General features: G+C 47.6%; 19 protein-coding genes. 17 read left to right on the top strand and 2 right to left on the bottom strand.

Going from position 1 to position 26,539, the window contains the following annotated elements; all coding sequences use genetic code 11:
* The first annotated feature begins 113 nt into the window (after positions 1 to 113).
* From tatB to GZ78_RS02270, 5 genes are all read left to right on the top strand, one after another.
* Positions 114 to 476, top strand: a complete 363-nt coding sequence (tatB, locus tag GZ78_RS02290) for a Sec-independent protein translocase protein TatB (RefSeq protein ID WP_034832469.1) — start codon at positions 114 to 116, stop codon at positions 474 to 476.
* On the top strand, positions 473 to 1,213 hold the full coding sequence (gene tatC, locus GZ78_RS02285; RefSeq protein WP_034832467.1) for a twin-arginine translocase subunit TatC: 741 nt from the start codon (positions 473 to 475) through the stop codon (positions 1,211 to 1,213). Before tatB ends, tatC begins: the two co-directional genes overlap by 4 nt.
* Positions 1,214 to 1,327: 114 nt before the next feature.
* Positions 1,328 to 2,392 carry a protein kinase domain-containing protein gene (locus GZ78_RS02280; protein WP_034832464.1) on the top strand — a complete coding sequence of 355 codons (1,065 nt, stop codon included), beginning with the start codon at positions 1,328 to 1,330 and terminating at the stop codon, positions 2,390 to 2,392.
* Between the two features lie 73 nt (positions 2,393 to 2,465).
* A complete protein-coding gene (locus GZ78_RS02275) occupies positions 2,466 to 3,176 on the top strand; it encodes a 16S rRNA (uracil(1498)-N(3))-methyltransferase (RefSeq protein WP_034832461.1) in 711 nt (236 codons plus the stop codon).
* A gap of 76 nt (positions 3,177 to 3,252) precedes the next feature.
* A complete protein-coding gene (locus GZ78_RS02270) occupies positions 3,253 to 4,125 on the top strand; it encodes a DUF2059 domain-containing protein (protein WP_034832459.1) in 873 nt (290 codons plus the stop codon).
* A gap of 179 nt (positions 4,126 to 4,304) precedes the next feature.
* Here the strand turns inward: GZ78_RS02270 and GZ78_RS02265 are convergent, their stop codons facing one another.
* Entirely contained in the window at positions 4,305 to 6,524 is a 2,220-nt protein-coding gene (locus GZ78_RS02265) for a primosomal protein N' (RefSeq protein ID WP_034832457.1), read from the bottom strand.
* Positions 6,525 to 6,857: 333 nt separating this feature from the next.
* Here GZ78_RS02265 and rpmE point away from each other — a divergent pair, with 333 nt between their 5' ends.
* The 3 genes from rpmE to GZ78_RS02250 all read left to right on the top strand — a co-directional run bounded on the left by rpmE (position 6,858) and on the right by GZ78_RS02250 (position 9,708).
* Entirely contained in the window at positions 6,858 to 7,073 is a 216-nt protein-coding gene (gene rpmE / locus GZ78_RS28055) for a 50S ribosomal protein L31 (RefSeq protein ID WP_081869634.1), read from the top strand.
* 93 nt (positions 7,074 to 7,166) lie between these two features.
* Positions 7,167 to 8,003 carry a thermonuclease family protein gene (locus tag GZ78_RS02255; RefSeq protein WP_034832452.1) on the top strand — a complete coding sequence of 279 codons (837 nt, stop codon included), beginning with the start codon at positions 7,167 to 7,169 and terminating at the stop codon, positions 8,001 to 8,003.
* Between the two features lie 454 nt (positions 8,004 to 8,457).
* Positions 8,458 to 9,708: a malic enzyme-like NAD(P)-binding protein gene (locus tag GZ78_RS02250; protein WP_034832449.1), complete on the top strand. Its 1,251-nt coding sequence runs from the start codon at positions 8,458 to 8,460 to the stop codon at positions 9,706 to 9,708.
* 160 nt (positions 9,709 to 9,868) lie between these two features.
* Here the strand turns inward: GZ78_RS02250 and GZ78_RS02245 are convergent, their stop codons facing one another.
* Positions 9,869 to 12,346 carry a penicillin-binding protein 1A gene (locus GZ78_RS02245; protein ID WP_034832446.1) on the bottom strand — a complete coding sequence of 826 codons (2,478 nt, stop codon included), beginning with the start codon at positions 12,344 to 12,346 and terminating at the stop codon, positions 9,869 to 9,871.
* A gap of 488 nt (positions 12,347 to 12,834) precedes the next feature.
* Between GZ78_RS02245 and GZ78_RS02240 the strand changes: the two genes are divergently transcribed.
* From GZ78_RS02240 to GZ78_RS02200, 9 genes are all read left to right on the top strand, one after another.
* A complete protein-coding gene (locus GZ78_RS02240) occupies positions 12,835 to 13,899 on the top strand; it encodes a pilus assembly protein PilM (protein ID WP_034834022.1) in 1,065 nt (354 codons plus the stop codon).
* Entirely contained in the window at positions 13,899 to 14,465 is a 567-nt protein-coding gene (locus GZ78_RS02235) for a PilN domain-containing protein (protein ID WP_034832444.1), read from the top strand. Before GZ78_RS02240 ends, GZ78_RS02235 begins: the two co-directional genes overlap by 1 nt.
* Positions 14,462 to 15,076 carry a type IV pilus inner membrane component PilO gene (locus tag GZ78_RS02230; protein ID WP_034832441.1) on the top strand — a complete coding sequence of 205 codons (615 nt, stop codon included), beginning with the start codon at positions 14,462 to 14,464 and terminating at the stop codon, positions 15,074 to 15,076. Before GZ78_RS02235 ends, GZ78_RS02230 begins: the two co-directional genes overlap by 4 nt.
* Positions 15,076 to 15,603, top strand: a complete 528-nt coding sequence (locus GZ78_RS02225; RefSeq protein WP_034832439.1) for a pilus assembly protein PilP — start codon at positions 15,076 to 15,078, stop codon at positions 15,601 to 15,603. Before GZ78_RS02230 ends, GZ78_RS02225 begins: the two co-directional genes overlap by 1 nt.
* Before the next feature lie 316 nt (positions 15,604 to 15,919).
* Positions 15,920 to 18,001, top strand: coding sequence for a type IV pilus secretin PilQ (locus tag GZ78_RS02220; RefSeq protein ID WP_034832438.1), 2,082 nt, complete (start codon positions 15,920 to 15,922; stop codon positions 17,999 to 18,001).
* A 146-nt stretch (positions 18,002 to 18,147) separates the two neighbouring features.
* Positions 18,148 to 18,666 (top strand): shikimate kinase AroK, encoded by a 519-nt coding sequence (aroK, locus tag GZ78_RS02215; protein WP_034832436.1) that lies wholly within the window; start codon positions 18,148 to 18,150, stop codon positions 18,664 to 18,666.
* Between the two features lie 84 nt (positions 18,667 to 18,750).
* Positions 18,751 to 19,842 carry a 3-dehydroquinate synthase gene (aroB, locus tag GZ78_RS02210; protein WP_034832435.1) on the top strand — a complete coding sequence of 364 codons (1,092 nt, stop codon included), beginning with the start codon at positions 18,751 to 18,753 and terminating at the stop codon, positions 19,840 to 19,842.
* 508 nt (positions 19,843 to 20,350) lie between these two features.
* Complete coding sequence (gene gltB, locus GZ78_RS02205) at positions 20,351 to 24,808, top strand: glutamate synthase large subunit (RefSeq protein WP_034832432.1); 4,458 nt, start codon at positions 20,351 to 20,353, stop codon at positions 24,806 to 24,808.
* A gap of 120 nt (positions 24,809 to 24,928) precedes the next feature.
* Positions 24,929 to 26,356 (top strand): FAD-dependent oxidoreductase, encoded by a 1,428-nt coding sequence (locus GZ78_RS02200; RefSeq protein ID WP_034832430.1) that lies wholly within the window; start codon positions 24,929 to 24,931, stop codon positions 26,354 to 26,356.
* Positions 26,357 to 26,539: the final 183 nt, after the last annotated feature.

The raw sequence follows: 26,539 nt of genomic DNA, 5'->3' as shown, positions 1-26,539 counted from the left end.
ATCTGCTGGCAACCTGAAAAGTGGAAGGCTTCGGTTTTCTTCTCCTGTGCTTCAGGAAGCAGGGTCGGCTGATTGTTACGTTGAAAACGTTTTGAAATATCCCTGGAGAAAAAGTGTTCGATATCGGTTTCACAGAGCTGCTTCTTATTGCTGTTATTGCTCTGGTCGTATTGGGACCGGAGAGATTGCCGGGCGCTATTCGAACCACAGCCTACTGGGTAGGCAAAATTAAACGCAGCTTCCAGTCTGCCAAGGAAGAGCTGGAAAAAGAGCTGGATGTTGATGGTATCAAAAGACAAATTCATAACGAGCAGGTTATGAAAGAGTTGGAAAAAACTCGCTCTCAGGTCACCGAGTCGATCAAAGATCCACTGGAAGCATTAAATAAGCCTTTTGATCTTAGTGAAAACCCACCCAGTGACAGTGACAGCAAAGCGAACAGCGCAGCTGAAGAGAAAAAAGACAAGAACGTATGAGCATTAAAGATGGAGCCGACAAGGAGCAGCCTCTGGTTCAACATCTGATTGAACTCAGGAGTCGTTTACTTCGAAGTTTCATCGCGGTATTAGCCATTTTTCTGGGACTTTTTTATTTTTCCAACGATATCTACCTGTTTGTATCTGAGCCTCTAAGGGCTCATCTTCCGGAAGGCAGCACAATGATTGCCACTGAAGTGGCATCCCCTTTTCTGGCACCTTTCAAACTGACACTGTTTGTCGCTTTTTTTCTGGCGATTCCCTACATTTTGCATCAAGTTTGGGGCTTTATAGCACCCGGTTTGTATAAGAATGAAAAGCGTGTCGCAATACCCATGCTGGTCGCCAGTGTTCTGCTTTTTTATTTGGGTATGGCCTTTGCCTATTATGTGGTCTTCCCGATTATCTTCTCTTTCTTCACGAGTGTTGGACCCGAATCGGTGACTGTGATGACGGATATCAATCGATATCTCGAGTTTATACTGAAACTGTTCTTTGCATTCGGCATGGCTTTTGAAATTCCTGTAGCCACTGTTTTGTTGGTGTGGAGCGGAATTTCAACGGTAGACAGTCTCTCAAAAAAACGGCCTTATATCGTGGTTGGCTGTTTTGTGATCGGCATGCTTTTGACGCCTCCCGATGTAGTGTCCCAGTCTCTTCTGGCCATTCCCATGTGGCTGTTGTTTGAAACCGGTATTATTTTCTCCAGACTTATCAAGTCATCTGCGCCAGAATAAAGTCGTAAACTCGCAGGTAGCCCTCTTTCGGGAAGGCTCTGCCACAGGTATGACACTGTCCTTTTTTGTCTAAGTGTATACAGGGATGACAAAATTTCAGGACCTATATGGCTAATGTGCAGAGGCTATCGCAGGACGATAAAATCCTGTACCACCATCAAGATGGCTGCTATCAGCCTTGGCAAGGCTACCTCTCTGGCTTTTGGCAAAGCGAAGGCTTTCTGTCGGAGTGTCGTCGTTGTTCTGATGCCTACTCGCCTGAAAAAAAGACTGAGTCTTTTTAAGCCTACTGCTCCCCCTCTGGGTCAACGATCCATTGCTCCTATGAGAGCATTGAGTTTATCTGTAGTGCTGAAAGGTGATTCATTTCCAGAAATAGACGAATTCAAGAACGCTTTTAAACTCCGGATTAGAGATATCTTGGATGATATTACTGCTATTGAAGTCGATAAGGCAGCAGAGTTATACAGCAGTATCAAGGTTATTCTTTTGCACAGGATCGATGATTGCAGTTCTCTGGATGAGATTTTGGGGTTGGTGAAAGAAACGGTTCCCATGCCCTATCAGCAAAGGTTGTATGTCAGTTTTATACAGATTGGGCGAAATAGCGGAGCCGATCTGAGCCTATCAAAAGATAGCTGGTTCTGGCTGGAATCCATGGTTCCAAATGAATCGTTTGAACATGTTGATGCTCTGGCCCACTTGCATGCTCAGTTTCCACCCATCAGTCATGGCGACTTAAAACCGGATAATGTATTGGTTACAGCAGATAGCGAAGCAAAACTGTCCGACTTTAGGTCGGCAGCCTTCCAAGTTCAGGAAGAGATTGGATGGGATGACTTTACAGGAAATCATGGAACCGCCCCTCCCGAGTTTTTTGACCGGTCCCATGGCCGATCTACCAAGGCTGATATGTGGGCGTTTGGCTGTGTACTTTATGAAATGGCTACTGGTAAAGCGCTTATTCAGAAGGCTCCTACACTGATGCAGCCAGATGATCCTGTAGGTTATATACGAAGTGAGTTGGAACTGGCTTTGGAGAACCTGACTCCTCCAGAACTAAAGGATTTGTTGAGTCACTTACTGGAAATTGATCCTGAGAAGCGATTCTCTTCAACTGATGCGATTAATCACCCCTTCTGGGAATCTGGTGGTATCCCTATACCTGATTTTTTATAAAATAATCTTTCGTTAAAGAGGTTTTATCTGGAGAATGCTGTGCTTCCTTTTCTGAGTGTTGACGCGTCCTGATATGAATTTGTTGCTATTGACTCCTTCTGACTTTATTGCTGAAAGCCGTGTCAGGCTGACGGGAAGACCCCTTCAGCATGTCCTGGAAGTTCATCGTTCGCAAACCGGTGATAGCATCAGAGTGGGAATGTTGAATGGAGAAATGGGTGAAGGCATTATTGTTTCTCTGACGGAGCAGGCAATGGAAATGGATGTGTGTCTCGATCAGGCACCTCCCGAACCTTTACCTTTGACGGTTCTGTTGGCGCTACCCCGCCCGAAAATGCTGAAAAGAAGTTTGCAGCACCTGTCGTCTTTGGGGGTTAAGAAAATTATCCTGATGAACAGTTACCGGGTAGAGAAAAGCTTTTGGCAGTCGCCCTGGCTGTCTGAAGGGAAAATCCATGAACAGCTCATTCTTGGCTTGGAACAGGCCAGAGATACGCTGTTACCGGAAGTGATCCTTGAGAAACGTTTCAAGCCTTTTGTTGAGGATCATCTACCAGCCATCATGGAAGATAAACGTGGGTTTGTAGCTCACCCTGTTGGTGGTGTGCCATGTCCTCATCAGATCGATGATGAGGTGGTACTGGCGATTGGCCCTGAAGGTGGGTTTATTCCTTACGAAGTGGAAAAGCTGGAAGAAGCGGGATTTGAACGCATTCACCTGGGTTCAAGAATTCTTCGCGTAGAAACGGCTGTGACGGCTATTGTCAGTAAATTGTACGACTGAATACCTTGCTCATTTTACACAGTCCTGCGGTTTAGGTATGTTGTAAACACAGCCTTCCTGTTCGCAGGGTGAGTGTATGGATGCACATAATAACGTTTCATTTTCCAGTTTTGGTCATTTTGCTAAAGCTTCGGCTTATTCTGTTGGGCAAAATATTCTTCAGGTTTGTTGTTCAATCTCGAAGGGAATAAAAAATACTCTTCTCTCGGGGGGGGTACTTTTCTTATTGTTTTCCAGCAGCATGCTTTCAGCTGCGGATAAAGGGATTCTGCTGGGTGAACTGTATGACAATGCTCAGTTGGAAGAACAGCTTGGCTGGGTTCTTTCGAGCATGACCATTGACCAGAAAGAATATACTCTGCCACCGGAAGTGGTGAATACAGTTAATCAGGTTGTCAAAGTCCGTTACAGCGCTGATCTTTTCAAATCGTCCATGGAAGCCACTCTTGATGAGGCTTTAAGTGTTGGTGAGCTATTGAAGTTGCTGGATTGGTATAATTCAGCACTGGGTCAGAAAATTCTTCGTCTGGAAATGGAGGCCAATGATCCTCGCAACACACTGCGGATGCAGGCTTACATTGAAGATAAATTATCCATAGAATTGCCAAGAACCAGTCGCATACGCCTTATTGAAGAGTTAATGGAAACTCTGGATGCGGTTGAGCTGGGTACAGAGCTTGCCGCCAGTGCGTCGGTAGGGGCTAAGCGAATTCTTCATGAAGTCATGCCAATAAAAGACGGTCGCCCGTTAAGGCCTCCTGAAATTCTGAAGGCCAGAGAAAAACCAGTCATCCGTAAAGGGATGAATGACCATATGAGATATGTTTACCTTTATACCTATCGAAGTCTGCCAGATAATGAGATTCGTGCTTATCTGGATTTTGCCAGAAGTACCGCCATGCAGAATTTTCAGCGAGGACAGATTCAGGCTATAGCCCGAATTCTCTAGGAGCCTGACCGAGAATAGCGTCCGAGCATAAAATTCAGTAGAACGAGTCAGCTTTTTCACTGAATTTGTGCGAATAGTTGACCTATTTAAGCAAATTCAGTGGAAAAGATGGCCGTTCTTTCTGGATTTTAGGCTGGGTTGTCTATTCTCGGTCAGCCTCCTAGGTGAGGTGTCTTGTTTTAAGTCATTTCCTGAGGGTCCACGTCCAGTGTCCAGCGAAGGCCTTTGGGTAACTTCAATGAATCAAGGTGTTTGACCGCTGAATCCAGCATTCGGTGTAAAGATGTACGTTGGTAACTTTGCAGAAAAAGCTGGTAACGATAGCGCCCCTGCCTTTTTTCCATAGGTGCTGGAATGGGGCCTAATACTCTCACAGAGCTGTCTTGCTGCTGATTCAGTAAAAGATTTCTGATGTTTTTCAAAAGATTCTCTCCCGTTGATTCAATGGGGGATTCTGTTCTGAACAGTGCCAGATAACCTTCGGGTGGTAGCTTGAGTTGTTTTCGTTCATTCAGCAAGCTGTCTGCGAACCGGCTGTACTGTTGGCTGGCCAGCATCTGCAGGGCAGGGTGCTGGGGGTTGTGGGTTTGAATGATGACATGCCCCGGTTTCTTGTCCCTGCCAGCTCTTCCTGCTACCTGAAGAATCAACTGCCCGGTTTTTTCCAGACCCCTGAAGTCAGAACTGAACAGTCCTGAGTCAGCATTGACGATCGCTACCAGTGTTACGTCGGGAAAGTGATGACCTTTGGCCAGCATTTGTGTGCCCAGAAGAATGCAGGGCTCTCCGGTATGAACGGTCTCCAGGATTTCTGAGAGTGCATTTTTTCGTCGGGTCGAGTCTCGATCCACCCTTATCAGAGGGGTTTTTGGGAACATTTGTTCCAGAACTTGCTCGCAGCGCTCTGTCCCCTGACCAACAGGTTGAAGTCGTTTACTCTGGCATTTCGGACAGGACCAGGGTATGGCTGTTTGATAATCGCAGTGATGACAGTGCATGTGAGGTGGCATGCGATGCAATGTCAGGTGGGCGTCGCAATGGGGGCAGTCGGCTACTTCTCCACAGTCATGACAGATTAGAGAGGGGGCATAACCTCTTCGGTTTAAAAAGACCATGACCTGCTCCCCTTTATCCAGAGTGGATGTCATTCTTTTTATCAAACTCTGGGCAAAGCCTTCATGGAGTGTTTGTTGGCGGATATCCAGCAATTCAAGCGTTGGCGGACGAGCGTGCCCGGCCCGGCGTTTGATTTCAAGGTGGCTGAATCGGCCTTTGCGGGCGTTGACAAGAGTTTCCAATGAAGGAGTGGCCGACCCCAGGACAATCGGGCAGTTGGCTATTTTTGCCCGGTATATGGCCAGATCCCGGGCATTGTATCGAAGAGTGTCCTGCTGTTTGTAAGAGTTGTCATGCTCTTCATCAACAATGATTAACCCCAGTTTGGGGAGCGGTGAAAAAATACCTGATCGAGTCGCTATGAGTACACCCGCAGTGGCCCGACTGGCTGCCAGCCAGCCTTGCAGCCTTTCGCCGTCACTCAGTCCGGAGTGCAGACAAGCGACGGGTACAGAAAACCGGCTGCGAAATCGCTTGACTGTTTGTGGGGTAAGGCCAATTTCCGGGACCAGAACCAGCGCCTGTTTACCGGCTTTCAGAGTGGCCTCTATTGCCTGAAGATAGACTTCTGTTTTGCCGCTGCCAGTGACACCATCGAGCAATATTGGATGAAAGGAGGGTGATTCCAAAATGCCATCCAGTGCGAAAGCCTGTTCTGGGTTCAATGTCAGGGAGGGTTGCCTGACGGGGTTGTCATATTCGGTAAAAAGTCGATCGACCCGCTCAATCTCACGAACCTGCACCCGTTCTTTTTTCTGCAATTGGGTAAGAATAGTTTTGCTGAATCCTACTTCCCGGAGCTCAGGCTCTGAGAGTCCATCAGGGTAATCATTCAGCCATTGCAGAGCTTTGAGCTGTTTGGGGGCTCTTTTGAGTGATGCAGTAACAGACTCATCCAGAGGAGAAGAGGTGCTCCAGACTGCTACTTTTTCTCTTGTCGCTGGTTTTCCCTGACGTAAGGTCTTGGGCAGAGCCTGAAGCAAGGTTTCGCCGAGGCTGTAATGGTAGTAGCTGGAAGCCCAGCGACAAAGCTGCATGATATCTTCAGGAATCAAAGGGGCCTGATCAGGAACGGCCGAGATTTTTTTGAGCTTTTCCCTGGGGTAATCTGAGTCAGACTTGATCGCTTCGATAATGCCGATCAATTTTCTGGGACCAAATGGAACTTGCACCCTCATGCCAGGTTGAAGGTTTGCCTGATTATCAGGAGGAAGATAGTCGAACATCTGCCTCAGAGGGGTGGGTATGGCGATGCTGAGATAATTATCTTCACAAGAAGTCATGAGGCTGCATTTCAATGGCTAGTGGCGTTAGGAGCCCTTTGACAAGCTCCAGACCAGTTTAACCTGAGTTGTGGGTCGGTTGAAATGAACCAACCGTTAAATACCGGTATTTGCTTGACGGGGATACTCTGGTATGATTCCGCCTCAATTTTCCAGGGTCACTGAATGGCAGCCTCTGGGCAGGTTTTTTGAAACTCTGTTCTGAAAATGCTTGCTGGTGACCATTTCGCGTGCGGTGCCTTGGCCGAGTTGCCAGGGGGTTAACTGTTTTTGGTTCAGCCTCCTATTTGCCAGAGACCGGGTGGCGGCACGCATTGTTTTGAGGTAGATCCCATGAAGCCGGAAATCCATCCGAACTACGAAGCTATCGAAGTTACCTGCTCCTGCGGTAACAAGATCCAGACTCGCTCTACTCTGTGCAAGGACTTGCACATTGAAGTTTGCTCCAAGTGCCACCCGTTCTACACCGGCACTCAGAAAGTGATGGACACAGGCGGTCGTATCGAGCGCTTTACCAAGCGTTTCGGCAAGGTTGGTGCTCGCAAGTAAGCATTTACATGCTTGCTATGCAGCCGCTAGCTGACAGCCACGAGTTAAAAATACCGCTATGCTTTTTCGAAGAGTGATTCGAAAGGTAGCGTAATGGTTTTTTCTGACTTTATTGGCTGTACGAAAAAGGCGTTTCACGTTGTCGTGAGCGCCTTTTTTTATATTTGCATGTTTTCTTTTGCTTTAACGGCTTCAGCAATCGAACCCTGTGGTCTGAAAGGGGCTTCAGAAACCGTAAAGTGGGACTTCGTCGCTGATGGCGACACTCTATGGCTGAAGGATGGTCGTAAAATTCGTTTTGCCTCTATAAATACTCCCGAAATTGCCCACGAACAAAAAGCTGCAGAACCATTAGGAGATAAAGCATCCCTGGTGCTTAAACAGCTATTGTCGGATTCGCAAAAAATAAGAATTCAGGTGGTAGGTAAGGACCATTATGGTCGGGTTTTGGCTCACCCTTTCTTAATGGGCGGGCAGTCTATAGAGTCACTTTTGATTGAAAAAGGGTTGGGTTATCAGCTTTTTTCTGAAGACTCTGATCCTTATAGGAACTGCCTGACGTTACAGGAAGCTGAAGCAAGAAAGGGAAAAAGAGGAGTCTGGTCGAAAAATCCTGTTCTTGATGTCCGGGCTGACAGACTGAAACCGGGCTTTCGGATTCTCAGTGGAAAGGTTGTTAAAGTATCCAGTCCAAAAAAGAGTGGCTTTCTGTGGATGGAAATGGATGGTCCTGTCGTGATTCGTGTGCCTAAGTCGTTTATCGATACTAAGTCGTTTATCGATACAGAGTGGTTAAGAAATTTAGTGGGGCAGCGTATAGAGTTCAGAGGTTGGCTAGTGGACCGAAGAGAAAAGAATAAAGGTGGACAGCGGTATAAACGTTGGATAATAGGCATTTATAGTCAGGATGGTATTCGCAAGTTGGATTAGCCATTTTTGATTTTGAATCCACCTGGTAGGCCAGAGCGCCATAGGACTTATTCGCACCTTTCCTAGGAGCCTGACCGAGAATAGGCAGGTCGGCCTAAAATCCAGAAAGAACGGCCCATTTTTCCGATAAATTTGATTGAATAGGCCCACTATTCGCACAAATTTATCGAAAAAATGGCCTCGTTCTACTGAATTTTATTCTTGACCACTATTCTCGGTCAGGCTCCTGGTTGGAAGCATTTAGAGGGCTCGTTGCTTGGTCTCAGGTTTTCTGGTGAACAGTGGCGTAAAATGTTCTGCTTGCGCTATGGGTGTTTCGCTACCGTGCATGAAATGTGGTGTCTGGTCTGTAGATATACTTTTCTGGCCTGCTGAATCCTTGTTCGATAAACAGTGATCCTATATTCTCCACCTTTCCCATCTCTTATTTTCATTAGGGTGAAAGTACAAGGATATGAAGCAAGCCGCTCTGGATTACCATGCCAAGCCAAAACCCGGAAAGATCTCAATTGAGCTGACCAAGCCAGCGGAGACTGCAAAAGACCTGTCTCTGGCTTATAGTCCGGGTGTCGCGGAGCCAGTGCGTGAAATCGCTGCTGACCCTGAAAATGCGTATAAATACACCATGAAGGGAAACTTGGTTGCGGTGATCAGTAACGGTACCGCCATACTGGGTCTGGGTAATTTGGGCGCGCTTGCCAGTAAGCCTGTGATGGAAGGCAAAGCGCTATTGTTTAAGCGCTTCGCGGGTGTAGATTCCATTGATCTGGAAGTAGACTGTGAAAGCCCTCAGGATTTCATTGATACAGTCAAGCGTGTTGCCTGTAGCTTTGGTGGTATCAACCTTGAAGATATCAAGGCGCCAGAGTGTTTCGAAATTGAACGTCGGCTGATTGAGGAATGCGATATCCCTGTATTCCATGACGATCAGCATGGTACTGCGATTGTAACCGCTGCCGGTATGCTGAATGCACTTGAGATTGCAGGCAAGAAAATTGAAGAAGCACGTCTGGTATGTCTGGGTGCAGGCTCTGCAGCCATTTCCTGCGTTAAGTTGCTGATCAGCTGTGGTATGACCCCGGCGAACATTTATATGCTGGACAGCAAAGGGGTTATTCATACAGGGCGTGATGATCTTAATCAGTACAAGGCATTGTTTGCCGTTGAGACTGATTGTCGTACTCTTGAAGATGCCATTGATGGCGCTGATGCATTTCTGGGTTTGTCGGGTCCCAACCTGCTGTCTCCGGAACAGCTGGAAAAAATGGCTGAGAAACCCATCGTTTTTGCCTGTGCTAATCCTGATCCAGAAATTCGTCCAGAGCTGGCCAGAGAAGTACGTTCTGATGTCATCATGGCTACAGGTCGCTCTGACTATCCAAATCAGGTGAATAACGTATTGGGCTTCCCATTCATCTTCCGTGGTGCTCTGGATGTTCGTGCCAGTCGTATCAATGAAGAAATGAAAGTGGCTGCGGTTTATGCGATTCGTGAGCTGGCCAAAGAGGAAGTTGTTCAGGAAGTGGTTGATGCGTATGAAGGTATTGAGTTGAGCTTTGGTCCTGAGTACATTATTCCCAAGCCAACTGATCCGCGTCTTCTGGGTAATGTTTCTGCTGCAGTGGCTAAGGCTGCTGTGGATTCTGGTGTGGCTCGTTTGCCTTATCCTGCCCATTACCCTCTGAAGTCTCTGGATCACATCTAGGAGCCTGTCTGAGAATAGACAGCCCGGCCTAAAATCCAGAAAGAGCGGCCATCTTTTCCACTGAATTTGCTTAAATAGGTCAACTATTCGCACAAATTCAGTGAAAAAGTTGACTCGTTCTACTGAATTTTATGCTCGGACGCTATTCTCGGTCAGCCTCCTAGAACAAATCTTCAGGTTTAAATGATCCGCTGTCTTCCAGAGAAGGGATGCTTCCTTCGCTGACACTCTTGGGCGTATTTTCTTTTCTGAACAGTTCGAAGATGGCTTCAGGGTCACCCTGTTTTGCCAATTGTCCTGTTTTTGGATCAATTCGAACGGTTTCAATGCCTGCAGGTTGGGGTAGACGTTTTTCTGGCTGGTCGGCCAGAGCGGTTTTCATATAGCTGATCCAGATAGGCAGGGCAGCGTTTGCACCGTATTCCCAGCGACCCAGTGTGGAATAATTATCCATGCCAACCCAGACACTGGTCAGTACGTCAGGATTAAAACCAACAAACCAGGCATCTTTACTGTCATTGGTCGTTCCGGTTTTTCCACCTATGTCGTGACGCTCAAGAGCTCTTGCTCTTTTACCCGTGCCTTTCCAGATCACGTCACGCATGATGTCATTGATGATGTAATTGACCCTGCTGTCCATGACTGACTCTGCTTCATTGATGGATGCGACGGTAGCCGATGAGTCATCATCTGTTTCTGGTTCAGGTGAGGTTTCGGTAATTTCTGACACTGCTCCCTCTGGGGAGGATTGCTCTTTTTTGCAGTCCCGGCAGACTATGGCTGGATTGGCTTCAAATACTGTGTCATCAAGTACGTCGACTCGTTGGATCAGGTAGGGCATGACTTTATAGCCGCCATTGGCAATGGTGGCGTAGCCTGTTGTCAGCTCCAGTGGGGTCATGGATACATTACCCAGTGCCAGTGACAGGTTTCGGGTCAGGGCGTCTCCAGGTAATCCCAGTTCTGTCAGGAAGTTCACCGTACGATTCACACCCACCTCTCTGAGAATACGAATAGAGATCAGGTTTCTGGAGCGATAAAGACCTTCCCTTAAGCGCATGGGGCCATTGAATTTCATATTGTCATTGTTTGGTCGCCATGTGCCTTCAAGCCCTTCATCAGCAAAAACCACCGGGGCGTCGTTGATGATGGTGGAAGCTGTCAGTCCTTCGTTTAGAGCGGCCAGATAGACAAAAGGTTTGAAGGCCGAGCCAGCCTGACGGATGGCTTGAGTAGCCCGGTTATACATGCTGTCGTAGAAGTTAAAACCACCCACAAGGGCCAGAATGGCGCCATTTTCAGGGTTCATGGAGATCAGTGAAGATTGTGCTTCAGGCTCCTGACTCAGTCGGAAACGACCATCAGGCATTTCTCTTACCCAGATAAGGTCGCCGGGTTTCAGAACATCTGAAGCCTGTTTAGGGTTGTAGCCAAAAGCATTAACATTGATAAAGGACTTGGCCCATTTGAGGTTGTCCCAGTCAATGCGATCAAGCTTGTCTCCTTTCATGAGAATCATGACCGATTGATCTTCTACTGCTGTCACCACCGCGGGCTTCAGAACACTGGCAGAACGGGTTTCTTTTAGTGTCTTTTTCCACAGAGCGGTAGCATCTTCTTCCTGCTGGATAACAGGGTTGCCTTCTTCGTCTTCATTCAGATTGGTAACAGGGCCTCGATAGCCGTGTCTTTCTGTATAAGCGAACAGGCCATTGGCGACCGCTTCATTAGCCGATGTTTGCAAGACACTGTCTACAGTGGTGTAGACCTTGAAGCCTTCGGTATAAGTTTCTGGCCCGAATCTTTCGACCATTTCCTGGCGAACCATCTCGGCAATGTAGGGGGCCTGCATTTCTATTCTGGGGCCGTGGTAACTGGCTGTTATAGGGGCTTCAACAGCGCCCTCGTAGTCGAGCTGGGAGATGTATCCCAGGTCAAGCATTCTGCCAAGAATCCAGTTACGGCGAACCAGTGCGCGCTCTGGTCCGTTAATCGGGTTGTAGCGGGAGGGGGCTTTAGGCAGGCCGGCAATCATGGCCCATTGAGCCAGGCTGAGTTCATCAATGGATTTACCGTAATAGACCTGTGCAGCAGCTTCTACACCGTATGCCCGATTACCCAGATAAATTTTATTGAGATAGAGTTCAAAGATTTCGTCTTTGGTCAGTTCCTGTTCAATCTGTAAAGCCAGTAGAATCTCGTTGAACTTTCTGGAGAAGACTCTCTCATGGCTCAGGAAGAAGTTTTTGGCCACCTGCATGGTGATCGTGCTTCCGCCCGATTGAATTCGGCCTGTTGAGGCCAGCTGCACCGCTGCGCGCATCAGGCCCATGATATCTACCCCGGGGTGGTGATAGAAGCGATCATCTTCAGCCGCCAGAAAGGCTTTGACCAGAGGTTCGGGGGTATCTGTGAAATGAATTGGGGTTCGGCGTTTTTCGCCAAACTCTGCGATCAGTTTTTCATCTTTTGAGAAAACACGGAGTGGTGTCTGCAGGTGAGTGTCACGCAGGGTGTCTACTGAAGGCAGCGAAGGGCTCAGGTAGAGATACGCACTGGCTGCTATCAGGATTGTGCCGCTGACAGCGGTGAGGCCACTCCAGAGCAGGAATTTTAAAAGCTTTACCGATCGATTCATTCTTGGCTGATGTCCAGTTCTGGCTCTCTGCAGTTACAGGAGCCTCATTATAAAGGGAAATGTTCAATTTCCCTAGAAACTGGATCGTTAGTTAATGTAATGTTCGGCTTTACGTTGCTATTTCGTTGAAATGTTTTCATTCCCTGACAGGGTGTGAAAGCGTTTTCTGCCAAAGGCTGTTCCGGATGGACGATGTTTTTCTGTCATCAGTGACAGATAGTTGTCGAAGCAGTTATGGCGAAGTGAGTAAATTGACATGTCCTGATTTAAGGTATATCGAATAAAAAGTAGCCACGGGAAGGCGCTTAGCGTGATCTGTTCAAGATAAAGTTAATCCGAAAGGTTCCTTTCGTTGCGCAATTGAGCGGACTGTTATTAAATGAAAAATAGGGAATTTTTATAACAAAGCCGCCGTGAGCAACAAACGTCAGTGCTGTGAGCCTTTATCAGACAGATGTTTCATGGTGAAAAAAGCAGGAATCGCGTCTGTGTTTGGGCTGTTCAATAATAAAACAAGCGCTGTCCTTGGAGTGGACATCAGTTCGACCTCAGTGAAGGTTCTCGAGCTGGGTCGTGGCAGTGGGGGCTACCGAATCGAAGCCTACGGCGAAGAACCTTTGCCGCCCGGGGCTGTGGTAGAAAATAATATTCAGGAGCCTGAAGCCGTTGGCGAGGCTATTAAACGCGCAGTGTCCAAAAGCCGCAGCAATGTGAAAAATGCTGCAGTGGCTGTATCCGGCTCCGCTGTCATCACTAAAACCATCGAAATGGATTCTTCTCTTAGTGATGATGAGATGGAAACACAAATTGCAGTAGAAGCCGATCAGTATATTCCGTATGCACTTGATGAAGTGGCCATTGATTTCGAAGTGCTCGGCTTGAAGGAGAATAATCCTGAGCGTGCCGAGGTACTACTGGCGGCGTGTCGGCGAGATAATGTTGATATGCGTGAGGAAGCCCTTGGGCTGGGTGGATTGAAAGCCAAAGTGGTTGATGTCGAAGCCTTTGCCATGGAAAGGGTTTATGAGCTGGTCAGTGACATGCTGGAGCTGCCTGAGGAAGATCCCGTAGTAGCCATTGTTGATATTGGTGCCAGCAGTACCTCTATCAGTGTACTGAGTAATGGACAGACTATTTATACTCGGGAGCAGTTGTTTGGTGGTCGACAACTGACGGATGAAATTCAGCGTCGTTACGGCTTAAGTCCTGAAGAAGCTGAAAAGTCCAAGCGCGAAGGTGGTCTACCCGATGATTTTGAGCCTGAAGTACTGGAGCCTTTCAAAGAGGCCATAGTGCAGCAGGTTTCCCGGTCCCTGCAGTTTTTCTATTCCTCCAGTCAATACAATGATGTTGATGCCATCTTGATGGCAGGAGGAACGTCTTCCATTCCAGGTCTTGCTGCTCTTATTCAGGACAAGCTCGGAACCCAGGCGCTACTGGCTAATCCGTTTGCCAAAATGGCGCTATCCGGAAAAGTGGATGCCGGTCAGTTAACTGGAACTGCTCCAGCATTGATGATCGCCTGTGGATTGGCCATGAGGAGCTTTGACTGATGGCAAGAATTAACCTTCTCCCCTGGCGTGAACAGCTGCGTGAAGAGCGTAAAAAACGTTTTGTTGCTGCCTGGGTAATGACCATTCTGATGGGTGGAGCCATGATTTTTCTGGCGGATCTCTATACCGGAAATGTCATTAATCAACAGCAGAGCCGAAACCAGTACCTTCAGAATAAAATTACTGAACTCGACAAAAGTATTTCTGAAATCAAGGACCTCAAGGATAAACGGGCCCAGCTTCTGGAGCGGATGGAAGTTATACAGAATCTGCAGGGTAATCGTCCGATCATCGTCAGAGTCTTTGATCAGCTGGCCCGCTTGATTCCTGATGGCGTGCATTTCAAAAGTCTTCAGTTTCAGGGGGATACTTTGAAGCTTGTGGGGGTAGCTGAATCTAATAATCGTATCTCCAGCCTGATGCGTAATTTTGATTCCTCGGAATGGTTTTCAGATCCCAATCTAACTGCTGTGCGTAAAGTGACGCTAGGCGGCGAGCGGATGAATGAGTTTGATCTGACTGTGATTCGTACATCACCTGAAAAAGAAGGGGAGGACGAATCATGAGCTTTGCAGATTCTCTTAAAAATCTAAATGAGTTGGATCTGGCTGAGCTGGATCTGGAAAATGTCGGCGGCTGGCCGCTGCCAGTGAGAATTATTGCCTGTGTGCTCACTCTTGGTGTGGTTCTGTTTCTGGGTTATCAGTTGCATTTGAATGACCTTCAGAAATCTTACGACAGTGTTATAGCCAAGGAGAGAGAGTTAAAGGATCAGTATCGGCTCAAAGCTTTCCAGGCAGCAAATCTGGATTCATATCGTACTCAAATGGAAGAAATGGAAGCTTCGTTTGGCGCGCTGGTAAAGCAATTGCCAAGTGATACAGAAGTGCCTGGTTTGCTTGAAGATATTACCTTTACCGGGCGTGGTGCAGGTTTAACGTTCGAGACTATTAAGCTGCAGCCTGAAAAAGCAACGGAGTTTTATATTGAATTGCCTATCAGTATTTCTGTGAGTGGTAACTATCACGATATTGGTAGCTTTGTTAGTGGTGTAGCCAGCCTGCCGCGAATTGTGACACTTCATGACTTTTCTATTACCCCGGAAAGAAACGGGCAGATTCTGAAGATGGAAATTCTGGCGAGAACTTATCGCTACAACGACAAGGAGTCTCAGTAATGAAGTATTTACAAAGACTTTTGGTTGTTTGTGCGGGGGTTGTTCTGGCAGGGTGTTCCGGAAACAGTGGTTTCAGTGATCTGGACCAGTATATGGCAGAAATGAAAGCCAAGCCGTCTGGAAGAATTGAACCGTTACCGACGTTTACACCCTATGAAGCATTTACATACAGGGCTTCAGGCTTGAGAAGTCCTTTTGAGCCACCGATCAAAGTGAAGGCTTCTGATCGCGAGTTCAATAGTAATGTTAAGCCGGACAATAGTCGGGTCAAGCAATATCTGGAGCAGTTTGATATTGAAACTTTTGCTCTGGTGGGCTCTATCAGTAACGACGATGGCCTCTGGGGGCTGATTCGTGGTGATGATGGTATCCATCGGGTTAGAGTGGGTGATTACCTGGGCAAAAACCACGGTCGTATCACCTATATCGATGATAGTGAACTCAGAATTATCGAGATTGTGCCTGCAGGTTCTGAAGTCTGGATTGAAAGACCCAGAAGCCTGAGGCTGGATCTTGGTCAACCCTGATCGTTAAGCTTGTGTTTACAGCCTGGGGCGATGAAATGAGCTTTCTTCGTCTCTGTTAGTGAAAATATTTTCACTGTAAACCTTGCTTGTAAGGATAGCCCGATCAGTGTCGAGATGGATTTCCCGCTTTTGCCATGAGTACCTCGCAGAGCATGTCTTTTTTGATGTGTGGGGGTGATCAAGGTATGGCTCTCGTTTCAATGAGAGCCCTCATGGCTGATTTGATAAGGTAGGCAACATCGCTGCAGAAAACTGGATTTTTCTGATGTCATGCCGATTAGAACAACAATTCTAAAATGCTAAGTGGGTTAAGTAGATGAATAATAAGCCCGTGTTGAAAGCCAGCGCAGTACGAATGCTGCTGTATACGGTGTTGGCGTGGTTGCCGCTTTCTGTCTGGGGTGTAACACTCAAGAAAATGGATGCTGGCACCCTGCCGGGTGACATCGTAGAGCTGCGTCTGATGTTCGATGGTCCTGCACCTGAAGCCAAGGGTTATACGATAGAACAGCCACCAAGAATCTCTCTGGATTTGCCTTACACTCGTAGCGATCTGCCCAAGTACAATGAAGTTGGGTTTCAGAACACAGAGAGTGTGACAGTGCTTGAGGCTGGGGATAGAACTCGTCTTGTCGTTAATCTTAAATCAGCTTCCGGCTTTACCACCAAAACAGATGGTAATGTGCTTTATGTTTATGTGGGAGCAGAAGGTTCAACTACCAGTTCAGCTCTCCCTTCGGTAGCCAATTCTGGAGCACCTCTGGCTGATCCTGCCAGTAAGGGTATTACCCATATTGATTTTCAAAGAGGGGAAGAGGGAGAGGGTAATATTGTTATTACACTGGCAGATCCCAATATTCCCATGGATATGAATGAGCTGGGTGGCCGTATTCGTCTTGAGTTTCAGGGTAATGTGCTTCCGGGTCGGCTACGTAACCGCCTTGATGTTATTGACTTTGCTACCCCCGTGAAGTTTATCGATGCCAAGGTGGAAGACGGTAACGCAGTGGTTGTTATCGAGCCTAAGGGTGAGTACAACTACCTTGCTTATCAGGCTGATAATACACTGACTGTGAGTGTGAAGCCTGTCACTGATAAGGATTATGGTCGAGATCGTAAAGGCCTGACTTATAAGGGTGACAAGCTGTCTCTGAACTTCCAGGATATTGAAGTCCGTGCGGTTCTTCAGTTGATAGCTGACTTTACAGATCTGAACCTTGTGGCCTCTGATACAGTCAGTGGCAATGTGACTCTGCGTTTACAGAATGTTCCGTGGGATCAGGCTCTGGATATCGTTCTTAAGTCAAAAGGTCTGGATAAGCGTCTTGAAGGTAATGTTCTGACAGTGGCTCCGGCTGAAGAAATTGCAGCACGAGAACGTCAGCAGCTGGAAAATGATAAGCAGATCCGAGAGCTGGCACCTGTATACACTGATCTGATTCAAATTAATTACGCAGATGCTGCCGAGATTGCGACAGTTCTTGCCGGTGAAGGTGAAGAGACCAGCCTGCTGACTGAGCGAGGCTCGGTTCAGGTGGTAGCACGTACCAACAGTCTGCTGGTTAAAGATACTCAGGAAAAGCTGGATGAATTGCGAGCCCTGATTCAACGTCTTGATATCCCTGTACGACAGGTGATGATTGAGGCTCGAATAGTCAATATGAATTCTGATTTTACCCGTGATCTGGGTGTTAAGTGGGGTGGAGCAACTGATTTTGATCGATCACCTAATCGAGATGTAGCAATTGGTGGTAGAGGGACTCAGGCGGGAATCGTTGATGGTGTGCCTACTGTTCAGTTGCCAGAAAATGCTCCATTTGTAGACTTTGGGGTAACGGGTTCTAATGCTGCGACTCTGGCTATTGGTTTTGCTACCAATAGTACTCTGCTAAACCTTGAGCTTTCAGCCATTCTGTCGGACGGTGGTGGTGAGACGGTTTCACAGCCAAAAGTCATTACTGCAGATAAAACCAAGGCCGTTATTAAGTCGGGTAAAGAGATTCCGTACGAAGAGAAAACGTCCAGTGGTGCTACCTCTGTGGCCTTTAAAGATGCTGTGCTTTCTCTTGAAGTGACTCCGCAGATAACGCCTGAAGGCAGTATTATCATGGAAGTTACGGTGACTAATGACTCTCAGGGAACCGATGCACCTAATGGAGTACCTACCATTAACAAGAATGAAGTGAACACGCAGGTTCTTGTCAGAGATGGTGAAACAGTTGTTCTGGGTGGAGTCTTTACCCAAGAGAAGAAGAAGGGGACGGTGAAGGTGCCAGTGTTGGGTGATATTCCATATGTTGGACGGTTGTTTAGAAAAGACACCAGTTCAAACACTAAAACTGAGTTGATGATTTTTATTACGCCTCGAGTGGTTAATGACAACATTACCCTCCGGTAATTCTCGCCTGTAAAGGGAAAAGTCGGAAAATAAATAAGAACGGGAGCTTAAGCTCCCGTTTTTTTATGCCTTATCATATTGTCAGCATCGCTTAGGATGCGCTACGCTCGGCCACACGCAGGCAGGAAGTCGGGCTAACAAAGACAATGCCATTAACAAATATATTTCTGGTAGGCCCTATGGGGGCCGGTAAAAGTACGATCGGGCGGATGTTGGCTAAAGAGTTAGGGCTGCCATTTTACGATTCGGATCATGAGGTTGAGGCGCGCAGTGGTGCTGATATTCCCTGGATTTTTGATGTTGAGGGCGAAGAAGGCTTTCGACAGCGCGAGATACAGGTGATACACGATCTATGCACCGAGCGAGGTATCATACTTGCAACAGGTGGTGGCGCTGTAACCAGGTTGGAAAACCGTCAGCAGCTGGGCACCAATGGTTTCGTTGTTTTTCTTAAGGCGTCAGTGGCTGCACAGCTGGCCAGAACAGAGAAAGACAAAAAAAGACCTTTATTGCAAAGACCTGATAGAAAAGAGGTGCTCACTCAATTATTGAGTGACAGAGCGCCTCTCTACACCAGTATTGCAGATATTGAGTTGGACACCGAACAGCTCTCACCCAAAGCGCTGATCAATGAAATCATCCGTGCCGTTGGCAAGCAGCCGTGAGTAAAGGAAAGAATTTTATGAGCGGTTCATTAGTGGAAGATTTTTCAGAAAGAGAGAGTGAGGCGTTTGATGCAGGAGTCGAGCATGCTTGAGCTGAAGGTGGATCTGGGTGAAAGAAGCTACCCCATATTTATTGGTTCAGGTCTATATACGGGTAATTCCAGAGCCGAGTTGCTGAAGCCTTATATTAAAGGGCAGCAGGTGGCTATTGTAACGAACGAAACCATTGCTCCACTCTATCTGGAACAAGTGCGTAGCATGCTTGAGGGCTTTGAGCTGATCGAGGTGATTCTTCCGGATGGTGAGGAATACAAGAGTCTGTCTGTTCTTGAACAGGTGTTTGATGGCTTGCTCAGAGCTCGTCATACCCGAAAAACGACACTGATTGCCTTAGGTGGAGGGGTTGTGGGTGATATGACAGGCTTTGCTGCTGCGGCCTATCAGCGCGGAGTTGATTTTATTCAGATTCCCACCACGCTCTTGTCGCAGGTTGATTCTTCAGTTGGCGGAAAGACGGGAGTTAATCATCCCTTAGGCAAGAATATGATTGGTGCTTTCCATCAGCCTAATGTCGTACTGATTGATATTGATTCTCTGTCCACTTTGCCAGGCAGAGAGTTTTCGGCAGGGGTGGCGGAAGTCATCAAGTACGGCTTGATTTGTGATCGCGACTTCTATCAGTGGCTGCAGTCGAATATTGATCGGGTCATGGCTCGGGATCAGGAAGCATTGACGTATGCTATTCACCGCTCTTGTTCTGATAAGGCATGGGTGGTGGCAGAGGATGAAAAAGAATCCGGGCTGAGAGCTATTTTGAACTTGGGTCATACCTTTGGTCATGCTATCGAAACACATACTGGTTATGGTGAATGGCTGCATGGTGAAGCTGTCGCTGCAGGCATGGTTATGGCTGCGGAGCTGTCCTGTCGGTTGGGTCATATTGGCAGGGAAGAGGTTCGAGACGTTGTGGATATGCTCAAAACGGCTTGTTTGCCAATTGAACCACCTGAAGATATGTCCTCTGAGCAATTCATAGAGCTGATGTCTATAGATAAGAAGGTATTGGATGGGAAGCTGAGGCTGGTCCTTTTGGAGCAGATTGGAAAGGCTTTTGTCACCGATCAATTTGATCGAAGTGTGTTGGATGAAATGCTTCAGGACATGTGCAGGGTATAGAGTCTATTACTTATTGTTCTTTTTATGCATTTGTGATCAAGGGGCTGGCCGTGTAAAATGGTCAGCCCCTTGTCTTATATGGCGAGGCTAAATATCTGCAACTTCGACCTATTTTCCATGAAGTAGTAGTAAAGGGTATACTCTTTTCTTGTACCCTTTTTTGAATTAAAATCCATAAAAATGAATTAATATCTATAGGTGTTTTGCCCTGCAGGGAAGCAGCCAAGTCTTGTCGGAGCATGGGGCTCATGTTTGACGGTAATGGGCTCAAGTGTGATCAAGGTCAGAGACGTCGCCTGACGATCCGGCAGCAAATACCAGAAGCTATGGGATGGCCTATAAAAAGTTACGTTTAAAAGCGGCGAGCAACAAAATTTAAAGAAAAAAACAGCCTTGGGAAAAAGAATAACGATCGTCAAGGGAGTCCAGTAAGAGCGTGAGTCTCAATGGGGCTCCTTAAGTGACAGAAGTTTCAAGGTTTATAATAACTGACGATGAGAGAGTGCCTATGAAAGCAGGTTTGTATAATCCTGGGGAGTTTAGGGATAACTGTGGTTTCGGGCTGATAGCCCATATGGAGGGAGAAAAAAGTCATAATCTCCTGAAAACCGCTATTGAAGCACTTACCTGCATGACGCACCGTGGTGGTATTGCCGCAGATGGGAAAACGGGCGATGGTTGTGGCTTGCTGATTCAAACCCCGGATACTTTTTTCCGTACTGTGGTCAAGGAGCAACTCGGTAAAGATCTGCCTGCTCAGTATGCTGTGGGAATGCTGTTTCTCAGTCAGGATGAGGCAGTAGCGGATCATGCCAGAAAAAAGCTGGAAGCAGAGCTGGAAAAGAAAAATCTGGTGGTGATTGGCTGGCGGAAAGTACCGGTCAACAGTGAGTGTCTGGGGCCGATTGCTCTGGATCAACTCCCTGTTATCGAACAAGTCTTTGTTGGGCATCAGGGGGAGCTGGATGAAGAAGAGTTTTCAGCCCGCTTGTATATGGCTCGCCGCTTTACCAATATGGCACTTGAGCAGGATCAGGACTTCTATATCTGTTCCCTGTCTACCCAGGTAGTCACTTATAAAGGCCTGATGATGCCAGTCGATCTGGCCAACTTTTATCAGGATCTTGGGGACTCTCGATTCGAAACTGCAATCTGCGTATTTCATCAGCGTTTCTCTACGAATACTATGCCTCGTTGGAAGCTGGCTCAGCCATTCCGTCTGCTGGCTCATAACGGTGAAATTAATACCATTACCGGTAACAGGAACTGGTCGCAGGCTCGCCGAAACAAATTCAAGTCCAAACTGCTGCCTGATCTTGATCAGATCTCCCCTCTGGTGAACCGGACGGGTTCAGATTCATCAAGTCTGGATAATATGCTTGAAGTTCTGGTCACTGGTGGTGTTGATCTGTATCGAGCCATCAGAATGCTGGTACCCCCTGCCTGGCAAAATGTTGACACCATGGATCCTGGTCTCAGGGCTTTCTATGAATACAACTCTATGCATATGGAGCCATGGGATGGTCCGGCGGGTCTAGTTATTACTGATGGTCGTCGTGCGGTTTGTGCGCTGGACAGGAACGGTTTGCGTCCTTCCCGCTGGGTGATTACAAAGAATGGCTATCTGACTGTTGCTTCTGAAGTAGGAGTATACGGCTACCAGCCAGAAGACGTGGTAGCGAAAGGTCGTGTAGGACCCGGTGAAGTGCTGGCCATTGATGTTGAGTCCGGGGAGTTACATCAGGCTCACGATATTGATGATCAGTTGAAAACTCGTCAGCCCTATAAGCAATGGCTGAAGAAGAACTCCTATCGTATTCGCTCTCAATTCAGAGGTGAAGACCACAAGATTGAACATTTGGATTCAGAGCTGCTGAACGTTCATCAAAAGATGTTCTCGGTCACATTCGAAGAGCGTGATCAAGTTATTCGCCCCCTGGCTGAAAGTGGGCAGGAAGCAGTAGGGTCCATGGGTGATGATACCCCTATGGCGGTTCTGTCAGGGCGAGTGCGTTCTGTTTATGACTATTTCAGGCAGCAGTTTGCTCAGGTCACTAATCCTCCTATTGACCCCTTGCGTGAAGCGATTGTCATGTCCCTGGAGACGTGTCTGGGTCGTGAGAAAAATGTATTTGAAGAGACTGCCGAGCACGCTGGTCGAGTGGTCCTCAAATCGCCTGTGCTGTCTACTACGAAGTTTCTGAATCTGATCAATGCCCATCATCAGCATGATGATCTGGATGTCGTTTACATAGACATTAACTACAAGCCTGAGGAAGGGCTTAAAGCGGCTATTGAGCGTATTTGTGATGAAGCAGAGCAGGCTGTAAAAGACGGCAAAGCTCTGATTCATTTAAGCGATCGAGATATCAATGATGACAAACTGCCCGTTCATGCTGCGATGGCTACAGGCGCTGTTCATCATCGACTGATCGATACTGGCCTGCGTTCGGATGCCAATATTCTGGTGGAAACGGCTACTGCCAGAGATTCACACCAGTTTGCAGTGCTGCTTGGGTTTGGTGCGACCGCTATTTACCCTTATCTGTCGTATGAAATTATTCATGATCAGATTCGTTCTGGTGAGATTCTGGCAGACCCTCTGGATGCCTATAAAGCGTATCGCAAAGGTATCGATAAAGGTCTTTTGAAGATTCTCTCCAAGATGGGGATCTCGACTATTGCTTCTTATCGAGCTGCTCAGTTATTCGAAGCAATTGGTTTGTCTTCTGATGTGGTTGATCTGTGCTTTAAAGGTGTCCAAAGTCGTATTGAGGGCGCCAGTTTTGAAGCTATTCAGCAAGATCAAAGCCTGCTCTCTGAGACCGCCTGGAAGAAAAGGAAGCCTATTCAGCAGGGTGGTTTGCTGAAATATGTGCATGACAGTGAATATCACGCCTTCAACCCTGATGTTGTCCAGCAACTTCAGAAGGCGGTTTCCAGTGGTGATTACCAGGAGTTTCGTCGTTACTCAAAACTGGTCAATGAAAGGCCGGTTGCCACTCTACGTGATCTGATGGGTCTGAAGGTAGCAGATAAGCCTTTTGCTCTTGCCGATGTAGAGCCGGTAGCCAACATTCTCAAAAGATTCGATTCTGCCGCCATGAGCCTGGGGGCACTGTCTCCAGAAGCTCATGAAGCTTTGGCTGAAGCCATGAACCGCCTGGGTGGTCGTTCTAACTCGGGTGAAGGGGGGGAAGACGAAGCCCGCTTTGGCACCCAGCGAGTTTCAAAGATCAAGCAGATTGCGTCTGGCCGCTTTGGTGTAACGCCTCACTATCTGGTTAATGCGGAAGTGTTGCAGATTAAGGTGGCTCAGGGAGCCAAGCCAGGTGAGGGTGGTCAGTTACCAGGTGGCAAGGTGAACAAGCTGATTGCCAGGTTGCGTTATTCTGTACCTGGTGTGACATTGATCTCTCCTCCACCGCATCATGATATTTATTCTATTGAAGATCTGGCACAGCTGATCTTTGACCTGAAGCAGGTTAATCCGAAAGCGTTGGTGTCTGTAAAGCTGGTGTCTGAGCCAGGTGTTGGCACTATTGCGGCAGGTGTTGCCAAGGCTTATGCCGACCTGATTACGATCTCTGGTTATGATGGTGGTACTGCTGCTAGTCCATTGACGTCTATAAGATACGCTGGTTCTCCATGGGAATTGGGTCTGACAGAAGCTCATCAGGCGCTCAGGGCAAATGACCTTCGAGGCAAGGTTCGTCTTCAGACTGATGGCGGTATAAAAACAGGTTTGGATGTTGTTAAGGCCGCAGTTTTGGGTGCTGAAAGCTATGGTTTTGGCACCACTCCAATGGTGGCTATGGGTTGTAAGTACCTGAGAATCTGCCATCTGAATAATTGTGCTACGGGTGTAGCCACTCAGGATCAGCATTTGAGAGAAAATCATTTCAACGGAACGGTTGAGATGATTATGAATTTCTTCACTTTTGTAGCGGAAGAAGTTCGTGAATGGCTTTCTGTACTGGGGGCCAGAAGTCTTGAAGATGTTATTGGTCGTACAGAGTTGCTGGATCTGTTGCCAGGTGATACCGACAAGCAGAAAGGTCTCGACCTAACACCGATTGTTCGCAATGATCTGATTCCGGCAGATAAGCCTCATACCTGTCAGGTTGAGCGCAATCCTTCTTATGATAAAGGAGAGTTGGCGGAGACTATGGTCGAAGCGTGTCTCCCTGTCATCGAAAGTGGTCAGGGTGGTGAGTTTGAATTTACTGTAGGTAACTGCGACCGTTCTATTGGTGCAAGGTTGTCCGGTGAGCTTGCCAAGCGCCATGGTAATCAGGGAATGGCTGATCATCCCGTCAAACTTAGCCTGAAAGGAACGGCGGGACAGAGTTTTGGTGTCTGGAACGCAGGTGGTCTGGATATGCACCTTGAAGGTGATGCTAACGACTACGTGGGCAAGGGTATGACCGGTGGTAATTTGATTATCCGTCCACCTCAGGGTAGCGTTTTTAATTCCAATGAAACTTCAATCATCGGTAATACCTGTCTTTATGGTGCTACCGGTGGGCGTTTGCTGGCTGCCGGACGCGCTGGTGAGCGTCTTGGTGTTCGGAACTCAGGTGCCACAGTCATTGTCGAAGGAGCAGGGGATCACTGTTGTGAGTATATGACAGGTGGTCTGGTGGTTGTTCTGGGTGAAACAGGCCACAACTTTGGTGCTGGTATGACGGGTGGATTTGCCTATGTACTGGATCTGAAGCGAAACTTCGTTGACCGATACAACCATGAGCTGGTGGATATTCACCGGATTGATACCGAGTCCATGGAAGACTATCAGTCTCACCTGATAGGGCTTCTGGATGAATATGTGAAAGAGACAGGCAGTGAATGGGGGCGTGAACTTCAGGAGGAGTTTTACGACTATCGGGGGCGTTTCTGGCTGGTGAAGCCAAAGGCGGCCAGTTTGGACTCATTGCTGGCGAGTACTCGTGGGCGTCCTGAATAGGATGCCTGCCCGCTTGCAGGAAGGTCTTTAGAACAGCCATGCGCGCTGCAGCAGTCTTCAGCTAATAAAAGCGCAGCGCCATGAGCGTTATAAAAACAATCAGCGAATGAGGTCAAATCCATGTCACAGTTTAATAGCCGACTTAGCAACCATTTTCAGTTTGTTGAAGTAGGAAGAAAGGATCCGGAAAAAAAGGCTCTTCGGGTTCGAAAAAATGATTTTGTAGAGATATATGAGCCTTTTAATGAAAAGCAGGTTAAGCAGCAGTCTCATCGATGCCTTTCCTGTGGTAACCCCTATTGTGAGTGGAAGTGCCCGGTTCACAATTATATTCCGGACTGGTTAAAGCTGGTTTCAGAAGGCAATTTATTTGAAGCTGCAGAACTTTCTCACCAAACGAATAGTTTGCCGGAAGTCTGTGGTCGTGTATGTCCCCAGGATCGACTTTGTGAAGGTGCCTGTACCCTGAATGATGGGTTTGGTGCGGTCACAATTGGGGCTACAGAGAAATACATTACCGATACGGCGCTTGCCCTGGGCTGGCGTCCGGATATGTCCAATGTTGTCTGGACGGATAAGAAAGTAGCTGTGATAGGTGCAGGCCCTGCGGGGCTGGGTTGTGCAGATGTTCTGGTTAGAAACGGTGTGAAGCCAGTTGTTTTTGATAAAAACCCTGAGATTGGTGGTCTGCTCACATTCGGTATTCCTGAATTCAAACTTGAAAAAACAGTGATGTCCCGTCGTCGAGAAGTGTTCACAGAAATGGGGGTGGAATTCAGGCTGAGTACTGAAATCGGTAAAGATGTTCTGATTGAAGATCTGATGGAAGAGTATGACGCTGTCTTTATGGGAATGGGTACCTACACCTACATGAAGGGGGGGTTCCCGGGTGAAGATCTGCCTGGTGTCCATGATGCATTGCCTTTCCTGATTTCCAGTGCGAATCGCAACCTCGGTTTTGAAAAGGATGAGTCCGATTACATTGGGGTGAAAGGAAAACGTGTTGTTGTTCTGGGTGGCGGTGATACAGCGATGGACTGTAACCGGACATCAATCCGTCAGGGGGCTAAGTCAGTGGCTTGTGCCTACCGTCGTGATGAAGAAAACATGCCGGGTTCTCGTCGTGAAGTGGCGAATGCAAAGCAGGAAGGGGTTAAGTTCCTGTTTAATCGTCAACCTGTAGAAATTGTCGGTAATGGCAAGGTTGAAGGGGTTAAAGTGATCACTACCAAACTGGGTGAGCCTGATGAGCAGGGGCGTCGTCGTCCTGAGCCAGTGCCTGGTAGTGAGGAGATTCTGGAAGCGGATGCCGTGCTGATTGCTTTTGGATTCCGTCCAAGTCCTGCTGACTGGTTCGAGTCCCATGACATTCAGTTGAATGAGTGGGGGGGAGTGGTTGCGCCTGAAAAGGCCAAGTACAAGTTCCAGACCTCTAACCCTAAAGTCTTTGCGGGTGGAGATATGGTTCGTGGTTCTGATCTGGTGGTCACCGCTATTTGGGAAGGTCGTCAGGCGGCTGAAGGGATTATGGACTTTCTGGATGTGTGATCTTGCTGAACGATTATCAAGATAAGCAGTCTTGAGGGTCTGAAGCAATTGTCAATACGAGGGGGAATGAGTATTCTCCCTCTTTTCCTTTTAAAAACCGTTAGTGTTAAGGGTTGGTTAGATGGGCTTTGGCTCAGGACCTTGTCTTGTCATACGGTATATTGCACTTTCCTGAATTCTGGA

It is taken from the genome of Endozoicomonas numazuensis (genome assembly GCF_000722635.1).
Lineage (GTDB): Bacteria > Pseudomonadota > Gammaproteobacteria > Pseudomonadales > Endozoicomonadaceae > Endozoicomonas_A > Endozoicomonas_A numazuensis.
This window is presented reverse-complemented; position numbering and strand designations above follow the sequence as displayed.

Bases quoted from the DNA above. Each gene is read 5' to 3' on its own strand.
- GZ78_RS02275 (WP_034832461.1), top strand. From the start codon at position 2,466: ATGAATTTGTTGCTATTGACTCCTTCTGACTTTATTGCTGAAAGCCGT.
- GZ78_RS02255 (WP_034832452.1), top strand. From the start codon at position 7,167: ATGGTTTTTTCTGACTTTATTGGCTGTACGAAAAAGGCGTTTCACGTT.
- GZ78_RS02265 (WP_034832457.1), bottom strand. From the start codon at position 6,524: ATGACTTCTTGTGAAGATAATTATCTCAGCATCGCCATACCCACCCCT.
- aroB (WP_034832435.1), top strand. From the start codon at position 18,751: ATGCTTGAGCTGAAGGTGGATCTGGGTGAAAGAAGCTACCCCATATTT.
- GZ78_RS02245 (WP_034832446.1), bottom strand. From the start codon at position 12,346: ATGAATCGATCGGTAAAGCTTTTAAAATTCCTGCTCTGGAGTGGCCTC.
- GZ78_RS02250 (WP_034832449.1), top strand. From the start codon at position 8,458: ATGAAGCAAGCCGCTCTGGATTACCATGCCAAGCCAAAACCCGGAAAG.
- aroK (WP_034832436.1), top strand. From the start codon at position 18,148: ATGCCATTAACAAATATATTTCTGGTAGGCCCTATGGGGGCCGGTAAA.
- GZ78_RS02280 (WP_034832464.1), top strand. From the start codon at position 1,328: ATGTGCAGAGGCTATCGCAGGACGATAAAATCCTGTACCACCATCAAG.
- tatC (WP_034832467.1), top strand. From the start codon at position 473: ATGAGCATTAAAGATGGAGCCGACAAGGAGCAGCCTCTGGTTCAACAT.
- GZ78_RS02220 (WP_034832438.1), top strand. From the start codon at position 15,920: ATGAATAATAAGCCCGTGTTGAAAGCCAGCGCAGTACGAATGCTGCTG.
- GZ78_RS02235 (WP_034832444.1), top strand. From the start codon at position 13,899: ATGGCAAGAATTAACCTTCTCCCCTGGCGTGAACAGCTGCGTGAAGAG.
- GZ78_RS02230 (WP_034832441.1), top strand. From the start codon at position 14,462: ATGAGCTTTGCAGATTCTCTTAAAAATCTAAATGAGTTGGATCTGGCT.
- rpmE (WP_081869634.1), top strand. From the start codon at position 6,858: ATGAAGCCGGAAATCCATCCGAACTACGAAGCTATCGAAGTTACCTGC.
- GZ78_RS02225 (WP_034832439.1), top strand. From the start codon at position 15,076: ATGAAGTATTTACAAAGACTTTTGGTTGTTTGTGCGGGGGTTGTTCTG.
- GZ78_RS02200 (WP_034832430.1), top strand. From the start codon at position 24,929: ATGTCACAGTTTAATAGCCGACTTAGCAACCATTTTCAGTTTGTTGAA.
- GZ78_RS02270 (WP_034832459.1), top strand. From the start codon at position 3,253: ATGGATGCACATAATAACGTTTCATTTTCCAGTTTTGGTCATTTTGCT.
- gltB (WP_034832432.1), top strand. From the start codon at position 20,351: ATGAAAGCAGGTTTGTATAATCCTGGGGAGTTTAGGGATAACTGTGGT.